This window comes from Zobellia sp. B3R18, assembly GCF_018860715.1.
In the GTDB taxonomy this organism is placed as follows: domain Bacteria; phylum Bacteroidota; class Bacteroidia; order Flavobacteriales; family Flavobacteriaceae; genus Zobellia; species Zobellia russellii.
The window spans coordinates 148,896-168,719 of the sequence record NZ_JAHKQG010000010.1; the positions used below are offsets into that span (position 1 = coordinate 148,896).

The 19,824-nt window shown below is 38.5% G+C and carries 17 protein-coding genes; 6 read left to right on the plus strand and 11 right to left on the minus strand.

Annotated features, from left to right (window positions below; genetic code table 11):
* The 11 genes from KO513_RS05940 to KO513_RS05990 all read right to left on the minus strand — a co-directional run bounded on the left by KO513_RS05940 (window position 1) and on the right by KO513_RS05990 (window position 15,685).
* A complete protein-coding gene (locus tag KO513_RS05940; protein WP_215912668.1) occupies window positions 1-4,932 on the minus strand; it encodes a gliding motility-associated C-terminal domain-containing protein in 4,932 nt (1,643 codons plus the stop codon).
* Window positions 4,933-5,189: 257 nt separating this feature from the next.
* Entirely contained in the window at window positions 5,190-6,128 is a 939-nt protein-coding gene (locus tag KO513_RS05945; protein ID WP_215912669.1) for a PorP/SprF family type IX secretion system membrane protein, read from the minus strand.
* Between the two features lie 260 nt (window positions 6,129-6,388).
* Window positions 6,389-7,813: a CCA tRNA nucleotidyltransferase gene (locus KO513_RS05950; RefSeq protein WP_215912670.1), complete on the minus strand. Its 1,425-nt coding sequence runs from the start codon at window positions 7,811-7,813 to the stop codon at window positions 6,389-6,391.
* Between the two features lie 63 nt (window positions 7,814-7,876).
* Window positions 7,877-8,437 carry an L-threonylcarbamoyladenylate synthase gene (locus KO513_RS05955; RefSeq protein ID WP_215441757.1) on the minus strand — a complete coding sequence of 187 codons (561 nt, stop codon included), beginning with the start codon at window positions 8,435-8,437 and terminating at the stop codon, window positions 7,877-7,879.
* A gap of 14 nt (window positions 8,438-8,451) precedes the next feature.
* A complete protein-coding gene (locus tag KO513_RS05960) occupies window positions 8,452-9,546 on the minus strand; it encodes a glycosyltransferase (protein ID WP_215912671.1) in 1,095 nt (364 codons plus the stop codon).
* A complete protein-coding gene (locus tag KO513_RS05965; RefSeq protein WP_215912672.1) occupies window positions 9,543-10,316 on the minus strand; it encodes a glycosyltransferase family 2 protein in 774 nt (257 codons plus the stop codon). Before KO513_RS05965 ends, KO513_RS05960 begins: the two co-directional genes overlap by 4 nt.
* Entirely contained in the window at window positions 10,309-11,388 is a 1,080-nt protein-coding gene (locus KO513_RS05970; protein ID WP_215912673.1) for a glycosyltransferase, read from the minus strand. Before KO513_RS05970 ends, KO513_RS05965 begins: the two co-directional genes overlap by 8 nt.
* The gene (locus KO513_RS05975; protein ID WP_215912674.1) at window positions 11,389-12,501 is read right to left on the minus strand and encodes a glycosyltransferase family 4 protein; all 1,113 of its coding nucleotides are present in this window, start codon (window positions 12,499-12,501) and stop codon (window positions 11,389-11,391) included. It abuts the gene before it with no gap.
* 78 nt (window positions 12,502-12,579) lie between these two features.
* Entirely contained in the window at window positions 12,580-13,632 is a 1,053-nt protein-coding gene (locus KO513_RS05980) for a hypothetical protein (RefSeq protein WP_215912675.1), read from the minus strand.
* Window positions 13,633-13,823: 191 nt separating this feature from the next.
* Window positions 13,824-14,654, minus strand: a complete 831-nt coding sequence (locus KO513_RS05985) for a glycosyltransferase family 2 protein (protein WP_252735692.1) — start codon at window positions 14,652-14,654, stop codon at window positions 13,824-13,826.
* A gap of 215 nt (window positions 14,655-14,869) precedes the next feature.
* Window positions 14,870-15,685 carry a 2,3,4,5-tetrahydropyridine-2,6-dicarboxylate N-succinyltransferase gene (locus KO513_RS05990; protein ID WP_215912676.1) on the minus strand — a complete coding sequence of 272 codons (816 nt, stop codon included), beginning with the start codon at window positions 15,683-15,685 and terminating at the stop codon, window positions 14,870-14,872.
* 180 nt (window positions 15,686-15,865) lie between these two features.
* On the opposite strand from KO513_RS05990, the gene ruvX reads away from it, so the two are divergent.
* From ruvX to KO513_RS06020, 6 genes are all read left to right on the plus strand, one after another.
* Complete coding sequence (gene ruvX / locus KO513_RS05995) at window positions 15,866-16,276, plus strand: Holliday junction resolvase RuvX (RefSeq protein ID WP_215441764.1); 411 nt, start codon at window positions 15,866-15,868, stop codon at window positions 16,274-16,276.
* A complete protein-coding gene (gene def / locus KO513_RS06000; protein WP_215912677.1) occupies window positions 16,277-16,867 on the plus strand; it encodes a peptide deformylase in 591 nt (196 codons plus the stop codon).
* A 60-nt stretch (window positions 16,868-16,927) separates the two neighbouring features.
* Complete coding sequence (locus KO513_RS06005; RefSeq protein ID WP_215912678.1) at window positions 16,928-17,347, plus strand: DUF5606 family protein; 420 nt, start codon at window positions 16,928-16,930, stop codon at window positions 17,345-17,347.
* A 237-nt stretch (window positions 17,348-17,584) separates the two neighbouring features.
* Window positions 17,585-18,028, plus strand: coding sequence for a BLUF domain-containing protein (locus KO513_RS06010; RefSeq protein WP_215912679.1), 444 nt, complete (start codon window positions 17,585-17,587; stop codon window positions 18,026-18,028).
* Window positions 18,029-18,312: 284 nt separating this feature from the next.
* Window positions 18,313-19,401: a PAS domain-containing sensor histidine kinase gene (locus KO513_RS06015; RefSeq protein ID WP_215912680.1), complete on the plus strand. Its 1,089-nt coding sequence runs from the start codon at window positions 18,313-18,315 to the stop codon at window positions 19,399-19,401.
* A gap of 19 nt (window positions 19,402-19,420) precedes the next feature.
* Window positions 19,421-19,807 carry a response regulator gene (locus KO513_RS06020; protein WP_215441769.1) on the plus strand — a complete coding sequence of 129 codons (387 nt, stop codon included), beginning with the start codon at window positions 19,421-19,423 and terminating at the stop codon, window positions 19,805-19,807.
* The last annotated feature ends 17 nt before the right edge of the window (window positions 19,808-19,824 follow it).

Below are 19,824 nucleotides of genomic sequence, written 5' to 3' on the forward strand. Positions count from 1 at the left end.
TTATTGGCGCATCAGATAGAGATACCCGCTTATCATTTTATCTTCTCCTTTTGAGACATATTTTATTTGATAGAAATAAACACCGGAGGGTAATTTCTGATTTTCGATTATAGTTATACGTCCTTGTGAAGAACCTTCAAAAGCATTGTTCTGATTATCATAACCCTCGGATTCCCAAACTAAAATTCCCCATCGGTTAAAAATTTCTACGTGGTTATCGGGGAATCGGTCAATATTTATAATTTTAAAAGCTCCGTTTAAAATATCTCCGGGCTTAACTATATCTATTTCAACGAACAACTCACATGAAATATTGGCTGGTGGATTTCCTCCTACGGAATCGCACGGATCAAGTGGGTCTGTATTATCTAAAACTTCTTGACCGTCGGTAATTGTATCCCCATCGGTATCCGGATTTGCAGGGTCGGTTCCTCTCATTACCTCCTGTTCGTTGTTCAGGTTGTCCATATCACAATCTTCCAACTTCCAATCTGCGCTAGGTTCAAGAGTCTGACTTACCACTAAGAAATCGCAAGAATCCAAGGGGTCGGTATTATCAGTTACTTCCTGTCCGTCCAGTACGCCGTCACCGTCGGTATCCGGATTCTTAGGGTCTGTGCCCAATAAATTTTCTTCCTCTTCCGAAAGATTATCATTGTCACAATCGCTATTGGACAAGGGGGTTCCATCAATGGAGTCGCAGTCATTAAAAGGGTCTGTAGTATCCTGTTTTTCTTTACAATCTATAATGGTATCTCCGTCTGAATCTAGATTTGATATTGTTACTGTAACTGAAGCCTCAGAATTTCCGCCGCAAATATTGCCTGCAATGCTATAGACATAAACCCCTGCACCAGCGTTCTCGGGATTTGGACTCCAAGTTCCTCCAGTTTCTGAAGTTCCTAAGAGTGAAAAAAGTTGAGCAGTAGATATTGTAGTATCGGGACATATGATTAATGAGGTACTAGTACCGGCATCTGGCAATGTTTCTTCAATAACAGTAACGGTAGCAGTTGCATTGGGACATGAGAAACCTTCTATAGTGTACGTATAGGTTCCTGCTCCTGAGAGTGTGGGCGACCAAGTCCCTCCTGAATCAGGGGTTCCGCCAAGCTGTGCGAAAAGTTGAGACTCGGTAACCGTCGCTCCTTCGCAGATAGTCAACGTTCCGTCCGTACCTGCATCGGGAGCGGCCTGTTCCGAAACAATAACTTCTGAGATATCATCAACGGTACATGGCTCTGTCGCCGTAACGGTATAGGTATAAGTTCCGGCACCTGCCATTGCCGGTGACCAGGTCCCACCGGAATCGGGTGTCCCACCGAGTTGAGCAAAAAGTTGGGTTTCGTTTACTGTTGACCCTTCGCAGATGTTCAACGTTCCGTCCGTACCTGCATCGGGAGCGGCCTGTTCGGAGACCACTACTTCTGAAGTATCATCAACGGTACATGGCGCTGTCGCCGCAACGGTGTAAGTATAGGTTCCTGCGCCTGATATTGCTGGAGACCATGTCCCACTGGAATCCGGAGTGCCACCGAGCTGAGCGAAAAGCTGTGATTCTGTAACCGTTGTGCTTTCACAAATAGTCAAAGTTCCGTCTGTACCCGCATCGGGAGCTGCCTGTTCGGAGACCACTACTTCCGATGTACCATCCACTGTACATGGTGCAGTAGCTGCAACGGTATAGGTATAAGTTCCGGCACCTGCCATTGCTGGTGACCATGTCCCACCGGAATCGGGTGTACCGCCAAGCTGTGCGAAAAGTTGGGTTTCGTTTACCGTCGCCCCTTCGCAGATGGTCAACGTTCCGTCCGTACCTGCATCGGGAGCGGCCTGTTCGGAGACTATCACCTCGGAAATATCATCAACGGTACAAGGTGCTGTCGCTGTAACGGTGTAGGTATACGTGCCGGCACCTGCCATTACAGGAAACCATGTTCCACCTGAATCAGGGGTTCCGCCAAGTTGAGCGAAAAGTTGGGTCTCATTTATCGTTGTGCCTTCACAGACGGTCAAAGTTCCGTCCGTACCCGCATCGGGAGCGGCCTGTTCGGAGACCACTACTTCTGAAGTATCATCAACGGTACATGGAGCAGTAGCCGTAACGGTGTAGGTATAAGTACCGGCACCTGCCATTGCCGGTGACCAGATTCCTCCGGAATCGGGTGTGCCGCTGAGCTGTGCGAAAAGTTGGGTTTCGTTTACCGTTGCGCCTTCACAGATTGTCAACGTTCCATCGGTACCTGCATCGGGAGCGGCCTGTTCGGAAACTACCACTTCGGATGCGCTGTCCACTGTACATGGTGCAGTAGCTGCGACCGTGTAGGTATAGGTTCCTGCTCCTGAAGGAGTAGGCGACCATGTCCCACCTGAATCGGGAGTTCCACCGAGTTGAGCAAAAAGTTGGGTTTCGTTTACTGTTGAACCTTCGCAAATGGTCAACGTTCCATCGGTACCTGCATCGGGAGCGGCCTGTTCGGAAACTACCACTTCGGATGTGCTGTCTAAGGTACAAGGTGCTGTCGCCGCAACGGTATAGGTATAGGTTCCGGCTCCTGCCATTGCAGGTGACCATGTCCCATCGGAATCGGGAGTGCCACCGAGTTGGGTAAAAAGTTGGCTTTCGTTTACTGTTGACCCTTCGCAGATTGTCAAAGTTCCATCGGAACCTGTATCGGGAGCGGCCTGTTCCGAAACTACCACTTCGGATGTGCTATCTAAGGTACAAGGTGCTGTCGCCGCAACGGTATAGGTATAGGTTCCGGCACCAGCCATTGCCGGTGACCATGTCCCACCGGAATCAGGGGTTCCACCGAGCTGTGCGAAAAGTTGGGTTTCATTTACCGTTGCGCCTTCGCAGATGGTCAATGTTCCGTCTGTACCTGCATCGGGAGCTGCCTGTTCGGAAACTACCACTTCGGATGTGCTGTCCACTGTACATGGTGAAGTTGCTGTGACCGTGTAGGCATAGGTTCCAGCGCCTGCCATTGCTGGCGACCATGTCCCCCCAGAATCGGGTGTACCTCCAAGCTGACTGAAAAGTTGAGTTTCGTTTACCGTCGCTCCTTCGCAGATGGTCAAAGTTCCATCGGAACCTGCATCGGGAGCGGCCTGTTCGGAGACCACTACTTCTGAAGTATCATCAACGGTACATGGCGCTGTCGCCGTAACGGTGTAGGTATAGGTTCCGGCACCTGCCATTGTTGGAGACCATGTTCCACCTGAATCGGGAGTTCCACCAAGCTGTGCGAAAAGTTGGGTTTCGTTTACTGTTGAACCTTCGCAGATGGTCAAAGTTCCGTCTGTACCTGCATTGGGAGCGGCCTGTTCGGAAACTACCACTTCGGATGTGCTGTCCACAGTACAAGGCGCTGTCGCCGTAACGGTATAGGTATAAGTTCCTGCACCTGCCATTGCCGGTGACCAGATTCCGCCAGAATCGGGAGTACCACCGAGTTGAGCAAAAAGTTGTGATTCGTTTACCGTTGCCCCTTCGCAGATAGTCAACGTTCCGTCCGTACCTGCATCGGGAGCGGCCTGTTCTGTAATAGAAACCGTGGCGTGTTGGGTGTATCCTTTGCTATCCCTTATTCCGTAAACAAAACTGTCTGAGCCGGTATACCCCGTGGCCGAAGTATAGGTTATATAGTCGTCCAAAGGGTTGGATGAAGTACCATTGTCATTAACCAAAACAGTTCCCGAACTTGCGGAACTAACAATAAATATACTGCCGGAGGCAGGCCCATTTCCACCAAAATCATCGTTTAAAAGAACATTAATATCAATTGTGTCCGCTTCACATATGGTAACGGTTTCATTTTCTGCAGTAGGGAAATAGCTTATGGTAGGGTCGTCTTCAATGTTTCCATCGGTATCAATGCCGTCATCGGAAAGGTCGTTTACGTCATCGGTTCCATATGGACTATCGGCAAGAACAGTAATTTGATTGCTGACCCCTCCAGCTTCTATAGCGGTTGAGTTTAGAGCGAAACTTGCTAAGTAAGTTGCGTTTTCGGTAGGAAGGAGTGTTCCTTCACCAGAACCCATAGTTGATGAGTTAAAGGTTGGGCCACTTGTTAGTGATAATGTATTTGTGTCTATATCGGTAAACGTATCCATTAGGTCTATGGCGTTCAAAGCAACGTTTCCGGTGTTTTCTACGGTAATGGTATAATCAATTGTATTTCCAATACTGACCGGGTCTCCAAAATTTTCAATGACCGTTTTGGTTACTTCAATTTTTGGGTCGGCAATGATGAGATTGGTAAGTACGAATTCGACTTCATCGGAAGCAGTAAGGAGAGAAAGTAAACCGCCAGTGACATCTACATCCATTTCTATGGAACTTGTAACATTTTCAACACGTAAGCTTCCTCCACCTGTTCCAATGTTGGAACCGTTTACACATTCTCCTCCTCCACTAATCAACAGGGAAGTGTCGTCAATATTGAAAAGGGTAGGGGTAGATTGAAAAATAGGACCATTGGAACTTAACTCTGTCCATGTGCCGTTTGTAATATTAAAGTTTCCAGTTGCTGCATCGGAAAGTATTGCGACCACGGCAAAAGTGCCCACTTTATCAGCATGCAAAATGGGATTTACAATATGAACGGGATCCCCTGTAATTGCATCAAAAAAATAAAAGTTTAAATTGCCATCGGCAGTGGAACTTGCGGAAATTTCTAAAGAATTACTACCAAATACCAGAGGGTCGCTATAAGTGGAAGCGCTTGTACAGCCCATGGTTTCGTTTCCTAAAACAGTCACCCCTCCTGCTACTCTACACTCCACACGCACTAACCCATCATCGGTAACAGACTCCCATACAGAAGAGGATACCGCTGTCCAATTTGTGGTTTGTTGGGCGTTTGCCACATGGGCAAGTAAGAACAAAAGAAAGGCCCCGAAAATTTTTTTTAAACGATTCGCCAAAAGGGAATGTATTTTATGCGGTCTTTATAAAATTATTGTAGATAAAGACTTACAACGTTGTAACGTAAATTTAAGCAGGGATACAGACGTCTCAAATTATATGTTGTATAGTACGAAAAACCAGATGTATAGACCTTATAAGCTGTAGGATGATTTATTTGCCATAGGGTAGATACGGTAGATTGAGAAAAAGGGAAGTAGGGAGAAAGAATGGTTAATACCGAAAAAATTGTTTTAAAGCTGTTGTGGAAATTTTTTTAAAAGAATCTTGGAGCGGTTGTTCTTCTATACCTAGATTTAAATTCATATCTCAATACCACTTCAAAAGAGCCATCGTTAAATCTGGTGCCACCTAATTCCGTAACCTCTCTGTCATAAGCCAGACCTAGCAATATTTGGTCCGAGGCTTGAAAACCGAACATGCCACTTAGAGCCGCATCCCAACGATAACCCGCCCCCAATATAAATTTATTGTTGAACATGAAATTAGCGGATAAATCTATTTGTAATGGAGCTCCATTAACTGCTTTTAATAGTACTGCGGGTTTAAACTGCCATCTTTGGTTTAAGTCATAGATATATCCCGAAACCAAATAAAAATTCATGCGTTCTTTGGCTAAAAAAGAAGAGCTAGAGGCATCACCGTCAAAATGTTTTGTAGCCAAGAAATTAGGCACGGAAAGCCCCATGTAAAATCGTTCATCGTAATAATAGACACCGGCTCCAAAATTAGGGGAAAGCTTATTGTCAATGTTGGTAAGGCCTGCTCCAGAGGCTTCGTTGCTGTAGTTGGACAATTTACTAAAATCCAAGTTTAGGACATGAGCACTGGCTTTTAGTCCAAATGAAAGATTTGCTTCTCTTGAAATAGGTACCGTATAGGAAAAAACACCGTCAAAATAGGTTTCTTGGCTGGTTCCGTTTCCTATGTCATCATTTACAATGGAAAGACCAACGCCTACCCTGTCATTGATAGGAGTGTGCAAACTGAGAGTCTGTGTTTTTGGCGCGCCTTCTACACCAACCCATTGCGAACGGTGCAATCCCGCAATACTAAGTACGCCGCGAGAACCGGCGTAAGCTGGATTAATAGCCATAGTATTGTACATGTATTGTGTATATTGGGCATCTTGCTGTGCTCTAAGTCCACAAAGTGAGGCAGCGGTTAAAAGTACAATCAGGAGGAATTTTTTCATGACTTTTTAGTTGGATAAAAAGAAGGCAATTTTGTATATGTGGTTGTAAAGGTATCTATTTTTGTTGCTAAGCACTACTGTTCTTTGTTCATCACCAGAAAAGCGGGTACTTTAACCTGCAAACAGAGGTTGCTAAAAAAACACCTCACATATTTTAATTGTTTTTCATTTGTGTTCAACATTAAAACGTGATAATCTGCGGTGTATTGTTAAGCTAAGTCCAATCTTTTTTAGGGATATAAATAGGCATTGTACCCTATTTAGGAGGGTGTAAGACCAAGCGCTTTTCCTTTTGCCAACATAAATTCTTTTGCGGCCTCGTATTCATTGGGAATTTCACCTTCTAGAATGGCTTCTTTGATAGCCTCTTTAATGATACCAATTTCCTTTGACGGTTTTAGGTTGAAGGTTTTCATGATTTCTTCACCGCTCACCGGAGGTTGAAATTGGCGTATATGGTCTCGCTCTTCTACTTCAATAATTTTTTGACGGACAACTTTAAAGTTGTTCTTATATCTTCGTTGTTTCTTAGGGTTTTTGGTAGTGATATCGGCTTCGCAAAGCGTCATTAAATCCTCTACATTTTCCCCTGCATCAAAAACCAAGCGGCGTACAGCCGAATCCGTAGCATAATCTTCCGCAAGAACAATGGGTCTAGAACTCATTAGTACCATTTTTTGAACGAATTTCATTTTATCGTTCAATGGCATACGGAGTCTTTTAAACAGTTTGTAAACCATTTTAGAGCCCACAAATTCATGTCCGTGGAATGTCCAACCAATTTTTTTGTGAAACTTTTTCGTTGGCGCTTTCCCAATGTCGTGCAATAGTGCGGCCCAACGTAACCATAGGTTATCCGTAGTTTTTGAAATGTTGTCTACCACCTCTAGGGTATGCCAAAAGTTGTCTTTGTGGCGTTGCCCTTCAATTTCTTCTATGCCTTGCAATGCTACCAGTTCAGGAAGAATATACGGCAGAAGCCCAGTTTTATGGAGTAAGGCGAACCCGGTTGAAGGTGTTGCGCAGGACAGAATTTTATTAAGTTCATCAACTATTCGCTCCTTGGAAATAATTTTTATACGTTCCTTGTTATCCGTAATGGCTTGTAGGGAAGCTTGCTCAATGGTAAAATTTAGCTGTGTAGCGAAGCGAATGGCACGCATCATCCGCAACGGGTCATCAGAATAGGTAATACCCGGTTCAAGAGGGGTGCGAATAATTTTTTTCTCTAAATCGGCAACCCCATTAAAGGGGTCAAGAAGCTCTCCAAAGTTATCTGACTTTAAAGATAGTGCCAATGCATTTATGGTAAAATCCCGCCTATTTTGATCATCGGCCAGGGTTCCGTCTTCTACTACGGGTTTACGGCTATCCCTATGGTAACTTTCTTTACGGGCCCCAACAAATTCCAGTTCTATATCACCATGACGTAACATAGCTGTCCCAAAATTTTTAAATATGCTTACCTGCGGTTTTCCCTTGAGCAGGATCGCCACCTTTTTTGCCAGTTCAATACCACTTCCAACAGCAACAATATCTATGTCTTTGGCCGTTCCTCTTTTTAAAAGGAAATCCCTCACAAATCCCCCAATAACATAACAGTCCACACCAATTTCATCGGCTGCTTGAGAAACGATTTTAAAAATAGGGTTGGAAAGCGCTTTTTCGTAGTTCAAAGATTTCATTTTTAGTATACTGCTCAAAATACGAATAACTAATAAGGGTCAATGCCTTGAAAGACATGAACTTTATTCACGTATGATTTTTACCGTGCCATCACTGCTTAGTTTGATAATGGCAGAAGGAACCGCATTTTTTTGTTCGGGCTGCAAATTTACCACATAGTCTACACCTTTTAAAATAACTTCGTCTATTTCGGCAAAACTTTTAGGGGTTGGCTGCCCTGAAATGTTGGAAGAGGTAGAAACTATAGGTTTTTTGAACTTATTGATCAGGTAACGGCAGAATTTATCCGAAGCTACACGAATAGCCAGAGTATTGTCTTCTGCAATTAAATTTTTGGCAACCCCTTTTGGGCCATCATATACAATAGTGGTGGGTTTGGTAGAAAGGTCCATGATATCATAGGCCAAATCGGGAACATTTTCTACCGTTCTTTCGAGCATGGCATCGTTGGCCACCAGACAAATTAAGGCTTTACTGTCTTCTCTTTGCTTTAGGTCGTAAATTTTTTTTACGGCCGCTTCATTGGAGGCGTCGCAACCAATGCCCCAAACAGTATCAGTTGGGTAGAGAATGAGGCCGCCTTGATTTAGGACTTCTATGCATTTGTTGATTTCTTCGGTCATGATTCAATAAATTATTACTCTGGAGGAAAAAATAATTGTTCCGTATTTCTCATCATTTTTTCTAAAGAAAAACTACTTGTGATTCTCTGTTTTAAATAATCGGGCTCAAATTTTATATGTTGCTCCATTATGGACTGAATGCCATTGGCCATAGCGGTCACATCGTTTATTTCGGTTAAGATACCGTAGGCACCGTTATCCAACAATTCTTCGCTACCAGGTACTTTTGTGGATACAATGGGCACACCATGACTTAATGATTCCAATAATACGTTGGCCATGCCCTCTTCTCTAGAACATAATAGGAACACATCAATATTTTGAAAAAATTGGTCCATTGCGCTAACATGACCAAGAAAGTGAATGCGTGATACAAGATTGGGGTATTTGGATAGTATTTCATCCATATTCAGTTCAAAACCACCTGTGCCCGCATGTAATATATGCACATTTTGGGGTAATTTTTCTAGTATCTCAGGTAAAAGATCGAATCCTTTTCTGTAATTCAACCATCCTGCAACACCTACGAAAAATGTATCTGCGGGAAGATTTAGAGATTTTAAAGGAAGCCAATCTTCATCTTTTTTAATAATTGGGAGTTCTATACCATTATTAATTTTAATAAGATTACTTGAATTAAAGTGAGAGCTATTTTGTAACAAATCATCTTTTAAAGAATCGCTATTGACCAACACCTTGGACTTAAAAACCTCAAATACTAGACGATACTTTAGACTGGACTTAACCTTTCTGAGGTTGCCAAGATATAGGATTTTATTGGGTACTTTGGTTAAGTGGGCCGATAACGAAACTAACCACCAATCTCGTTTAAGCGCTGCAAATACCGTTACAGGCTTAACTTTTTTAATAAGTCTTACATATCTTATAACAACAAAGAAATTTAAATCTCCACCGCGTTTTGTAATGGTGTGAACAGTAACATTTGTGAGATTTAAAAACTTTGTTTCGAATGTGTTTTCTAATAGTACTACTACAACTTTATAGCCAGCATTACCTAAATATATGGCTCTTAATAGCAGATTTTTTTCTATCCCACCCCAATTTTTTGTGGGACAGAAAAGGATTATACTTTTAGGATTCCGTCTCATTTATAATTTGCTGAATTCAGACGTTTAAGTTCTTTGAATCTGGTGTAAACCCCCAGTGCATTTAGATAGGAAATAACAAGACCTTTTTTGCCATCTAAAAATCCCAATCTAAGTATATAGTGATTAAAGAATTTCCAACTGGGTCTTAAAACCGAATGATACCACCTAGCTTTTTTACCTGCATCAAAGGATTCTTTGGCCTTCATTTTACCATATTTAACCATCTTTGATTTATACTCTTCATAACTGTTGAAAGAGTAATGTATAAGTCTGTTTTTTAGAGTTTCAGACCTGCCATTGACTTCTAGGGTTTCATGAACAATCCTGTCAGAAACGAATTTTACTTTATCTTTTTGAAACAGTCGGTAATTTTTGTCCGTTTGCCATCCACTAAAATGTAGGACTTTGTCTTTATACATGAATATTCTTAAAAAATAATAAGCGGCAGCAGGATCGCTGGCGTGCTCAATTTCATGAAGAATTTCTTTTTCAAGATCAGGGGTAACTCGTTCATCGGCATCCATGAACAGCACCCAGTTAAAATTAGCTTGATCTAAAGCGAATTGTTTTTGATCGGTATAATTTTTAAAAGGGCGTTGTATGAGTTGTACATTCCGGTGCTTTTCTATAATTTCTATAGTGCGATCAGTACTAAAAGAATCCACAACAATGATTTCATCACAAAACGATAAGTTCTGTAAGACCGCATCTATGTGTTTTTCCTCGTTGAGAGTAATTAGTAAAGCCGAGATTTTCTCCTTTCTATTCATCTATCAAGTACGCTTCTATTTCTCTTAGTTTTTTTGATTTTTCAAATTGATTTACTGCAAAAGCTCTTGCTGCTGCACCCATTTTCTCAATCAGAAATTTATCCTTAACAAAAGTTTCGATAGCTTCTACAAAGCTGTCTATATTGTTAGGGGGAGTTAATATTCCGGTTTTTTGGTGCACAACTACTTCCGGGTTGCTACTAATATTAAAAGCAATAGATGGTTTGCCACAAAGTGCCGCTTCTGCCAAAACATATCCAAAGCCCTCCCAATGAGATGAAAGCAAAAAAACGTCACCCATGGAAATAAAATCATAAGGTTTTTCAATGAACCCCCTAAGCTCTACATTTTTTGATAGACCTTCATTATCTATTCTTGATTGTAATTCATCGCGTAAACGTCCTTCACCACCAATCAATAACTTAAAATCTATTCCTTTTTGTAATAATTTGTTGGCGACATCCAGCAGAAAACCTTGGTTTTTTTGATGCTCTAATCTGCCTATATTTATTAATGTAATAGTTTTGTTTTTTTCGGGAGGACTATCCGTTTTTGGTAATTTTGGAACTTTAACCCCGTTGTATATGACCGTTATTTTCTCATTAGGAAACAGCTTGGGGTTGTATTCCAAAACGGTTTTTTTTGTAGCTATTGAATTGGCAAGTATTTCTGTAAGAACTTTTTTAAATAGATACCTATTGAGAAAAGTATCTTTGATAGGAATAGCACTACCACGCCTATAAATAACTCTTGGGATATTCAGGGATTTAGCTATTGGCCCCGCAATTTTCACATCACTTGATAGATTCATAACAATAGAATCAATGATACAAGTTTTTAAAATATTTCTTACCAGCACTATTTTTAAAGGGTTTATAAAGCTAAGGTTGGAGAGTGCAATTTCTTTATGGGGAATGTCTGTTTTCTTTAGTTTTTCTAATAATATACTTTTTGAGTGTGCAACTACAAAAACGGGTATTCCTTTGTTATGGAGGTGTTGGCTGACTTCAAAGTGCCACTTTTCTCCTCCGCCCCAAGCAATGGCCGTATTAAAAAAGCAAATAGACCCCATTTATCCAATTTTTTTATAGAGAGCAACAAGACTGGCGCCCACATTTTCATCATTGAATTTTTGAACATAAGAATAGCCTTTTTCAGCTAACTCTTTTCTTAATTCGGGATACTCATATAATTTCTTAATATTTTGTAGAATCTCGTCGGTATTATCCGGGTCAATATAAATAGCATCAGGCCCAGCAGCTTCCGGAAAACATCCACCTTTGGTAACAATAATGGGTATTTTGCTGAATAGCGCTTCAATCAAAGGAATGCCAAACCCTTCACAATATGAAGGATAGCAGAGTAGGGTGGCAGCTTGGTATAAAATGGCCAAATCTTGAACGCTTATCTTTTTTACAAAGGTTACCTGTTTCTGCATGTTATGCTCTTGGATGTATCTGCGTACCTTTTTTGCATAAGACTTTTCTCCTCCTACCAGAGCCAAATGGTAGTTGGTACCTTTTATAGATTTAATTATGGCCAAGACGTTTTTACGCTCCTGAATAGTACCTACATTTAGTATAAATTGTTCAGGAAGAAAATAACGTGCTCTAATCTCATTTTTTTGTTCTTCGGAATATATAGTTTTGAATGCGTTGTGACATCCTTGATACACTACCGTAATCTTATCAGGAGATACTTTTAAGAACTTTATTATATCTCTTTTGGTTTGTTCGCTAATAGCCACAATATGGTCTGCCGCATGCACCGCATAATAAAATTTTAGGCGATAAATGACACGGTCCCAAAAATTATAATATTTAGGGTGGCTTATAAAAATAAGGTCGTGAATTGTGACAATTTTTGCTGTACCTTGTTTTTTAAGCTGAATTGGAATTTCTCCGGATAGGCCATGGTACCAGTCTAACTTTAAATGGTTTATTTGATTCCATTGGCCGAACAAACGCCATAAGGCGGGAAAGTTTTTCCAAAACCAGCCCGTTGGATAGATAATGGTTGATTTTTCTAAAGCAATTTTTCTATTTACGCTCGGGGTTTTGGTGTTGAAAAGGAAAAACTCTTCCATTTCAGGATATGAGTTCATTATTCTCAGGATGTCGCGACCATAGTTGCCTAATCCAGTTCTATTGTGAAAAATCCTTTTGGCGTCATAACCTATTCTCATGTGTCTCTAAAAAGCTATAATCGTAAAGCTAAACATTATTCATTAAAGAGCTTAAAAAATCTAAATTATAAGTCACATTTAATGTGTTAGGCGAAGAAAATTAAGGTAGTTCTTTTTCTGGTTTTCAAATGACCATTTATCTAACTGTTTAATAGCAGGATGCTTTAGATTTCTCTTATCAAGTTCTTCAAGAATGAAATGTAAATTATCTTTATGAAAAAAGATTGCATGTCCTGAAAAATCAGGTATATCCATGAAAAAATCTTGGGCCAAGATAGGTTTTTCATAGGCATACGCTAAATTAAAGCTTCCGGATATTTTATGATTTAAGTAGGAACTGTCCGATTTTAATAGAGGCATTATAAAATCTGCACTGGACAAGTATGCCTGATATTCTTCATTTTCAATATAATAATCAAAAAAGAGAATTTTTTTAAAGAAAGCACTTTTTTTGAATTCAAAAAGAAGTGCTTTGCCATCTTTAGTTGTTTCCAATAGCTTTCCTAAAAAAATAAACCTAACGTTGGTTAGAGTACTCACCTTTTCTAAGGCGTTTGAGAGTAAAGTATAATTTCTTCTTGAAAAGTCTATTCTTCCAGGAATAACGATCCAAATTTCATTTTCTTTTTTAACAACGCTTGTTTTAATTTTTGGAAAGTAAATAGGGTAGAAGCTTTCAAGTTTAATTTTTCTTGAAGGTGATTTAACGAGATGGTCGGCTAGAACAAAGTACTGCTTTATTTTGGTGGAAATTATTTTTTGGGTAAAGCTAGACTCTAACTTTTTGGTATTATGGAGTAGGCCAATACATTTGGTTTTTGGGTAAAGATTTAGAAGGAATATGGTATTTCTAATTAATTTGCTGGAACTAGCAGTATTAAAAATAATAAGGTCATAGTTTTTCAATTTTTTTACAAGTTGAATTGATGACCAGAGTTTTTTAAACAATCCACTCTCTTCTTTAGCAAAGAAAATGCTTTTAAATAACCTTTGATAGGAAGCAATTTGGGAATTTAGATTAGGGTGAATATAAAGGTCAAGTTCAAATTCTGTATTCTGCATAAATCTAGCCTGAGAATAAAAACATTCTTCATGGCTGGTACTAACTTCCACAAGTGCCGTTTTTGTCATATTATTTTGCGCCAATTATAAAATGTAGATTTATTTTGTTCAATATGAAGGCTCAATGGGTAATAGCAATTTTCATCCGTTTACCGAAGTGTGAAAATAGGAATATAAAAACAAACGGTTGTGAAGGTTTGGAAAAAGAGAACAAATCTATTCTATTTCCTAATACATTTTATTGATTAGGACCATAGAGTTTAGTTGGTTGCTATATCAACATTGTTAAGTTTATAAGCTTCCTTGCCTATAGTTTTTTGTGCTTTAGCACTTGCTTCTAGCTTAGAAAGCTCGGAATATCTAGTATAGACACTTAAAGCGTTTAAATAACAAACAGTAAAACCTCTATGTAAGTCAATGAAACCTAACCGTATGAAGTAATTATAGGAAAATTTCCAAATAGGTTTAATGAGAAGCTTCAAAATATTGCAAGATTTTTTATGGGCGTATAATTCCTTAGCTTTTAGTCTCCCGTAATGAACCATTTTTGCTTTATAGTCCCAATAGCCTTTATAGCAATAATGGATTAGTTTTTCTCTAAGGACACCAGTTCTACCGTTTACTTGCAAAGTTTCGTGAACTAATTTGTTTTGGGTGAACTGACATTGACTTTTTTTGAATAACCTTATATTTTTATCGGTTTGCCATCCGCTATAGTTCAGTTTGCAATTTTTGAACATGAACTTTCTATAAAACCAATAGGCACTCAAGGCATTTGGGTCGTGTATGGTTTGGGTAATTTCAGTTTTTAAAGAGCTAGGTACAACTTCATCGGCATCTACAAATAGAATCCAATCGTTAGACGCTCTGTTTAGGGTAAATGACTTTTGATCGGTGAAATTTTTAAACGGACGTTGAATTACCTGAACATTGGGTAGTGCATTTAAGTATTCGTACGTGCCATCAGTACTATAGGAATCAACCACGATTATCTCATCCGCAAAGGAAACGGAAGCAATACATTTTTTAATGTGCTCCATTTCGTTAAAGGTAATGATCAATGCCGAAAGCTTATGGTCAGAATTACTCAAAATCAATGAAAATTTATATATGTTCGTTCTTAACTTGCTAGATTATAACTTAAAAAGTAACTATAAATTGCTTTTTTAAGTACTTTTCTTACGCTTCACTTATTAACTAGACCAATGAATTTAAAAAGGTTGCGTACAAATCACATTATTTTACCAAAAAAACCCATAGACGCTTACAGTAAACGACTATGGGCTTAATTGATATTTTAGTTTACTTAAACCGCTACATCATATTCCCTTAAAGCATCGTTTAAAGAAGTCTTTTTATTTGTACTTTCCTTTCTCGTACCAATGATCAATGCGCAAGGCACTTGAAATTCACCGGCAGGAAACTTCTTTGTATAGCTCCCTGGTATAACAACTGAACGGGCAGGAACCCTACCTTTAATTTCAATAGGTTCATCTCCGGTAACGTCTATGATTTTTGTAGAGGCCGTAAGAACTACGTTAGCTCCTAGAACTGCTTCTTTTTCAACACGAACACCTTCTACAACAATGCATCTAGAACCTATAAAAGCATTGTCTTCAATAATTACGGGGGCAGCTTGTAACGGCTCAAGAACACCACCAATTCCTACACCACCACTTAGGTGAACATTTTTGCCTATTTGGGCACAGCTACCAACAGTGGCCCAGGTATCTACCATAGTTCCTTCATCTACATAAGCACCAATGTTAACGTAACTTGGCATTAGAATGGTTCCGGCAGAAATGTATGCGCCATGACGCGCAACAGCGTTTGGAACTACACGAATACCTTTTTCTTGATAACCGCGTTTTAGAGGAATTTTATCATGGTATTCAAATATACCGGCTTCAAGAGTTTCCATTTTTTGAATAGGAAAGTAAAGTACCACGCCTTTTTTTACCCATTCGTTAATTTGCCATCCATCTGCGGTTGGTTCTGCACAGCGTAATTTACCTTGGTCCAAAAGATTTACAACTTCTCTTATGGCATCTTGGGTGGCCGTTTCCTTTAAAAGATCTCTGTTCTCCCACGCACTTTCTATGGTCTTTCTTAACTCCGTCATCTGTTCTATATAATTAAGTGTTATGTATAGTTATAATAATTTTTTCGTTGGACTTTCCAAGAAAATCAAAATTGGATTATCCGTTTAAAGTTGCAAATATAGGGGGTCAAATATGATTTAGGGTTTCAATTTTACGGTTATAACAATTTATAGGTTATTTTTGCAAAAAATAAATGAGGGTTGGGAAGATTGTTGGCATTGGATTACGGAAAAAAACGAACGGGGATTGCCATTACGGATGAACTTCAGTTAATAGCCTCAGGTTTAACTACCATACGTACTTTTGAACTAATAGACTTTTTAAAAGATTACACCCAAAAGGAAAGTGTAGAGAAGTTCATAGTTGGTGAGCCGCGCCAAATGGATAATACTCCCAGTGCGTCAGAAGCTTTGATCGTTCCTTTTTTAAATCGATTAAAAAAAGTTTTTCCGCACATACCCGTTGAAAGACAGGACGAACGTTTTACCTCTAAAATGGCCTTTCAGACTATGATAGACAGCGGCCTAAAGAAAAAACAAAGAAGAGATAAATCTTTGGTGGATGAAATTAGCGCAACAATTATTCTACAAGCCTATTTAAATAAAATTTAGATGATATTACCAATTATCGCTTATGGCGATCCAGTGTTACGAAAAGTGGGCAGTGACCTGCCAAATGATTATCCAAAATTGAACGAGTTAATAGAGAATATGTGGGAAACCATGTATAATGCCAATGGTGTGGGCTTGGCGGCGCCACAAATTGGATTGCCTATACGTTTATTTTTGGTAGACACTACTCCTTTTTCTAAGGATGAAGATTTATCCGAAGAAGATCAAAAGAAATTGGACGGTTTTAAGAAGGTATTCATTAATGCATATATTGAAGAAGAAACCGGTGAGGAATGGGCTTTTAGCGAAGGTTGTCTAAGTATTCCGGATGTTCACGAAGATATAAAGCGAAAAGATACGGTAACCATTACTTATCTAGATGAAGATTTTAAGGAACACACAGATACATATGATGGGCTCTTGGCAAGGGTAATCCAACACGAGTACGATCATATAGAAGGTGTTTTGTTTACAGACAAACTTTCGGCATTAAAAAAGCGAATGCTTAAGGGCAGATTGAACAACATCTCTAAAGGAAACATTAGAGCAGATTATCGCATGCGTTTCCCGAACCAGAAAAAAGGACGTTAAAGTTGTATCGTAATTCGTTGAAAAGTGCAATATTTGCGCTCCTAAAATGTAAATTTTTATATGAGTTTAGATAAAATCTTATCCATTGGCGGAAAGCCGGGCCTTTACAAATTGGTAACCCAGACCCGTACCGGGTTTGTAGCTGAATCACTTATTGATCAAAAACGTATTACCGTTGGTATGCGAAGTAATGTTAGTATCCTTTCTGAAATTGCAATTTATACGCTAGACGAAGAGTTGCCTTTAAGAGATGTATTTTTAAAGATACAGGTTAAGGAAAAAGGAGAGAAAACCTCGGTTCCCCATAAAGCGGAAAAAATAAAGTTGGAAGAGTATTTTTTTGAAATTTTACCCAACTATGATGAAGACAGGGTATATGCCAGCGACATTAAAAAGGTAATACAATGGTACAATATTCTTCATGAGAATGGTATTACGAATTTTTCCGGAGATAAAGAAAACGCTTCTGAAGAGGAGTAGAGTCTAGTTTTTAGAATATTATATATTAGTTAAGACCCTCCTTTTAGGAGGGTTTTGTTTTTCGTACACTGTTACTAGAATAAGCGGTGTGTCAATAAATTTATAGAGTAGGATAAATCTTTCTTTTAATGAAAGAATAAATTGTAAAATATTGAATTACAGTAATTTCGATATTTTTTTCGTTATTAAATCGTTATCTTAGCTAGTAACAAGCCAACCAAACACATACCAAATTACATGTTCTGTTTAGTATATACCTCTATTGCTAATGCTGATTTTGGTCCCCAAGAAATCCAGGAAATGGTGGAAAAGGCCAAGGAATTCAATAAGCAAAATAACATCACCGGATGTTTGCTTTATTTTAAGGAAAGGTTTATTCAATATATTGAAGGAGACGAAACCACGATCAGAGAACTTTTTGAGAGAATAAAGCTTGATGACAGGCATACAGGGGTAACCTATCTGTCCGGAAACAAAATCCATAATAGAGAATTTAATGATTGGCTTATGGCTTTTGAGCATCTTAAATCAGAGAATAGTAACTTACAATACTTGAAACTATTAGTCAGCACTTTTTTTGAGAATCCAGAAAATTCGCTATCTCCAAACCCCACTAGTATAGAATTTTGGAAAGCTACAAAGCTGTTGTTAGCCACAAAATATGCTGGTAAAAACGTTTAAACTTCTTCTAAATACTTGATGATAAAGTTTAGACTAAATTAAAATTATCAAAAAGAATATTTGGTGCTACCATGGGCAAAATTCCTTAGTCCTCGCTATTTTTCATTTCTTACTTAGATACTTCAATTCTTTTATCAATTCTTGATTGTGAAATTGTCTATGGTTTTTCATCGATAGATAATTACCATTCATCGTCAGCTTCTTACTACATAGCTCTTTTTATTAATGATTTGTGTTAAAATTCTGGAAATTAGCACAGTAAGTGATTTTTAACCAAATGATATATGATGAAAGATGTAGCCGAAATTAACAGCGAATTAAAAAGTGCTTTTTTTGAAAATGCCTATTCTCCCTTTGTAATTCTAGATAACCAAATGAATTTTGTAGACGTTAATAATGCCTCAATAGTTACATTAGGGATTAAAAGACCTGACATTATTGGGAAAAATTTGCTGGAAATATTTCCTCACTTAACAGGAACAACTCGCTACAAATCTTACAAAGAAGTATTTAAGACTGGAATTCCTGTTGGCTACGATCAGCTTTCATTTAATTTAAATAATGTAGAATATAAATGGATGGTGAGGGCTTTTAAAATTGGAGATTATCTGGGGATTTCTACTCGAGACATTTCAAGTTTAAGTAGAACAATAGATGAGTTAAAAGATACTCAGGATTCTTTAAAAAAGGTAAACGATAATCTAAAAAAGTCTAATAAGGAGTTAGAGGAGTTTTCCTATGTGGCCGCCCATGACTTAAGGGCGCCGCTTACAAACTTAAAAAGTCTTTTTGAAATGTTTATGAAAGCAGGGCCGGTCTCAGAAGACTTAAGTCCAATTGTTGATAGAATGAAGAAAGTGACTAAAGTTATGTGTGATAAAGTTAGAGCCTTAAATCATGTAATCGCTGTAAAATCCAATTTTAACGGAAATCATGAAAATGTTGTTTTTGCAGACGTTGTAGCAAAGATTAAAGCAAGCTTGTCAGAAGATATAATCAATAGTAGAGCTATTATTGAAGCTGATTTTTCGAGTTGTCCTATGATAAATTATTGTCCAGTTCAAATGGAGAGTATTTTGCAAAACCTTATGTCCAATGCTCTTAAATACAAACATCCCAATCGCAAACCCATTATTAAAATAAGGACAAAAAAGATTGATGATAAGATATTTCTCACTTTTAAAGACAATGGTCTCGGGTTTGATCAAACTGTAGCCAACAAAATATTTGGATTATTTAAACGAATGCACACTCACGTTGAAGGTCTTGGTATTGGCCTCTACATTATTCACTCTATAATAACCGAAAAAGAAGGAAGAATAGAGGTTAAAAGTCAAGTTAATAAAGGAACCGAATTTAATATTCAATTTTAATAATCAATAACCAACGAAAATGATAAAGATTCTGATTATAGAAGACGACGACGTAACAAATTTCATTTCTGAAACTAAATTAAACGATTTGGGTTTCAATGATATAACGATAGTAACTAATGGTCAAATGGGAATAGACTATTTAAAGACCAATGAATGTCCAAATATTATTTTACTGGATATAAATATGCCAATTTTAGATGGTTGGGAATTTCTGGAAATTAAACAGAATCTAGGCATTTGTCCTAATGTGCCAATAATAATTACTACCTCATCAGGAAGACCTGAAGATAGGCTTAAAGCTTCCGCTTTTGGAGATATTTTTGATTATTTAGAAAAGCCTATCAATTTTGATTTATTACACTCGCTTCTTTTAAGATTAGAAAAAGAAAACCTACAATGTTAAGATTCAACTATATTATG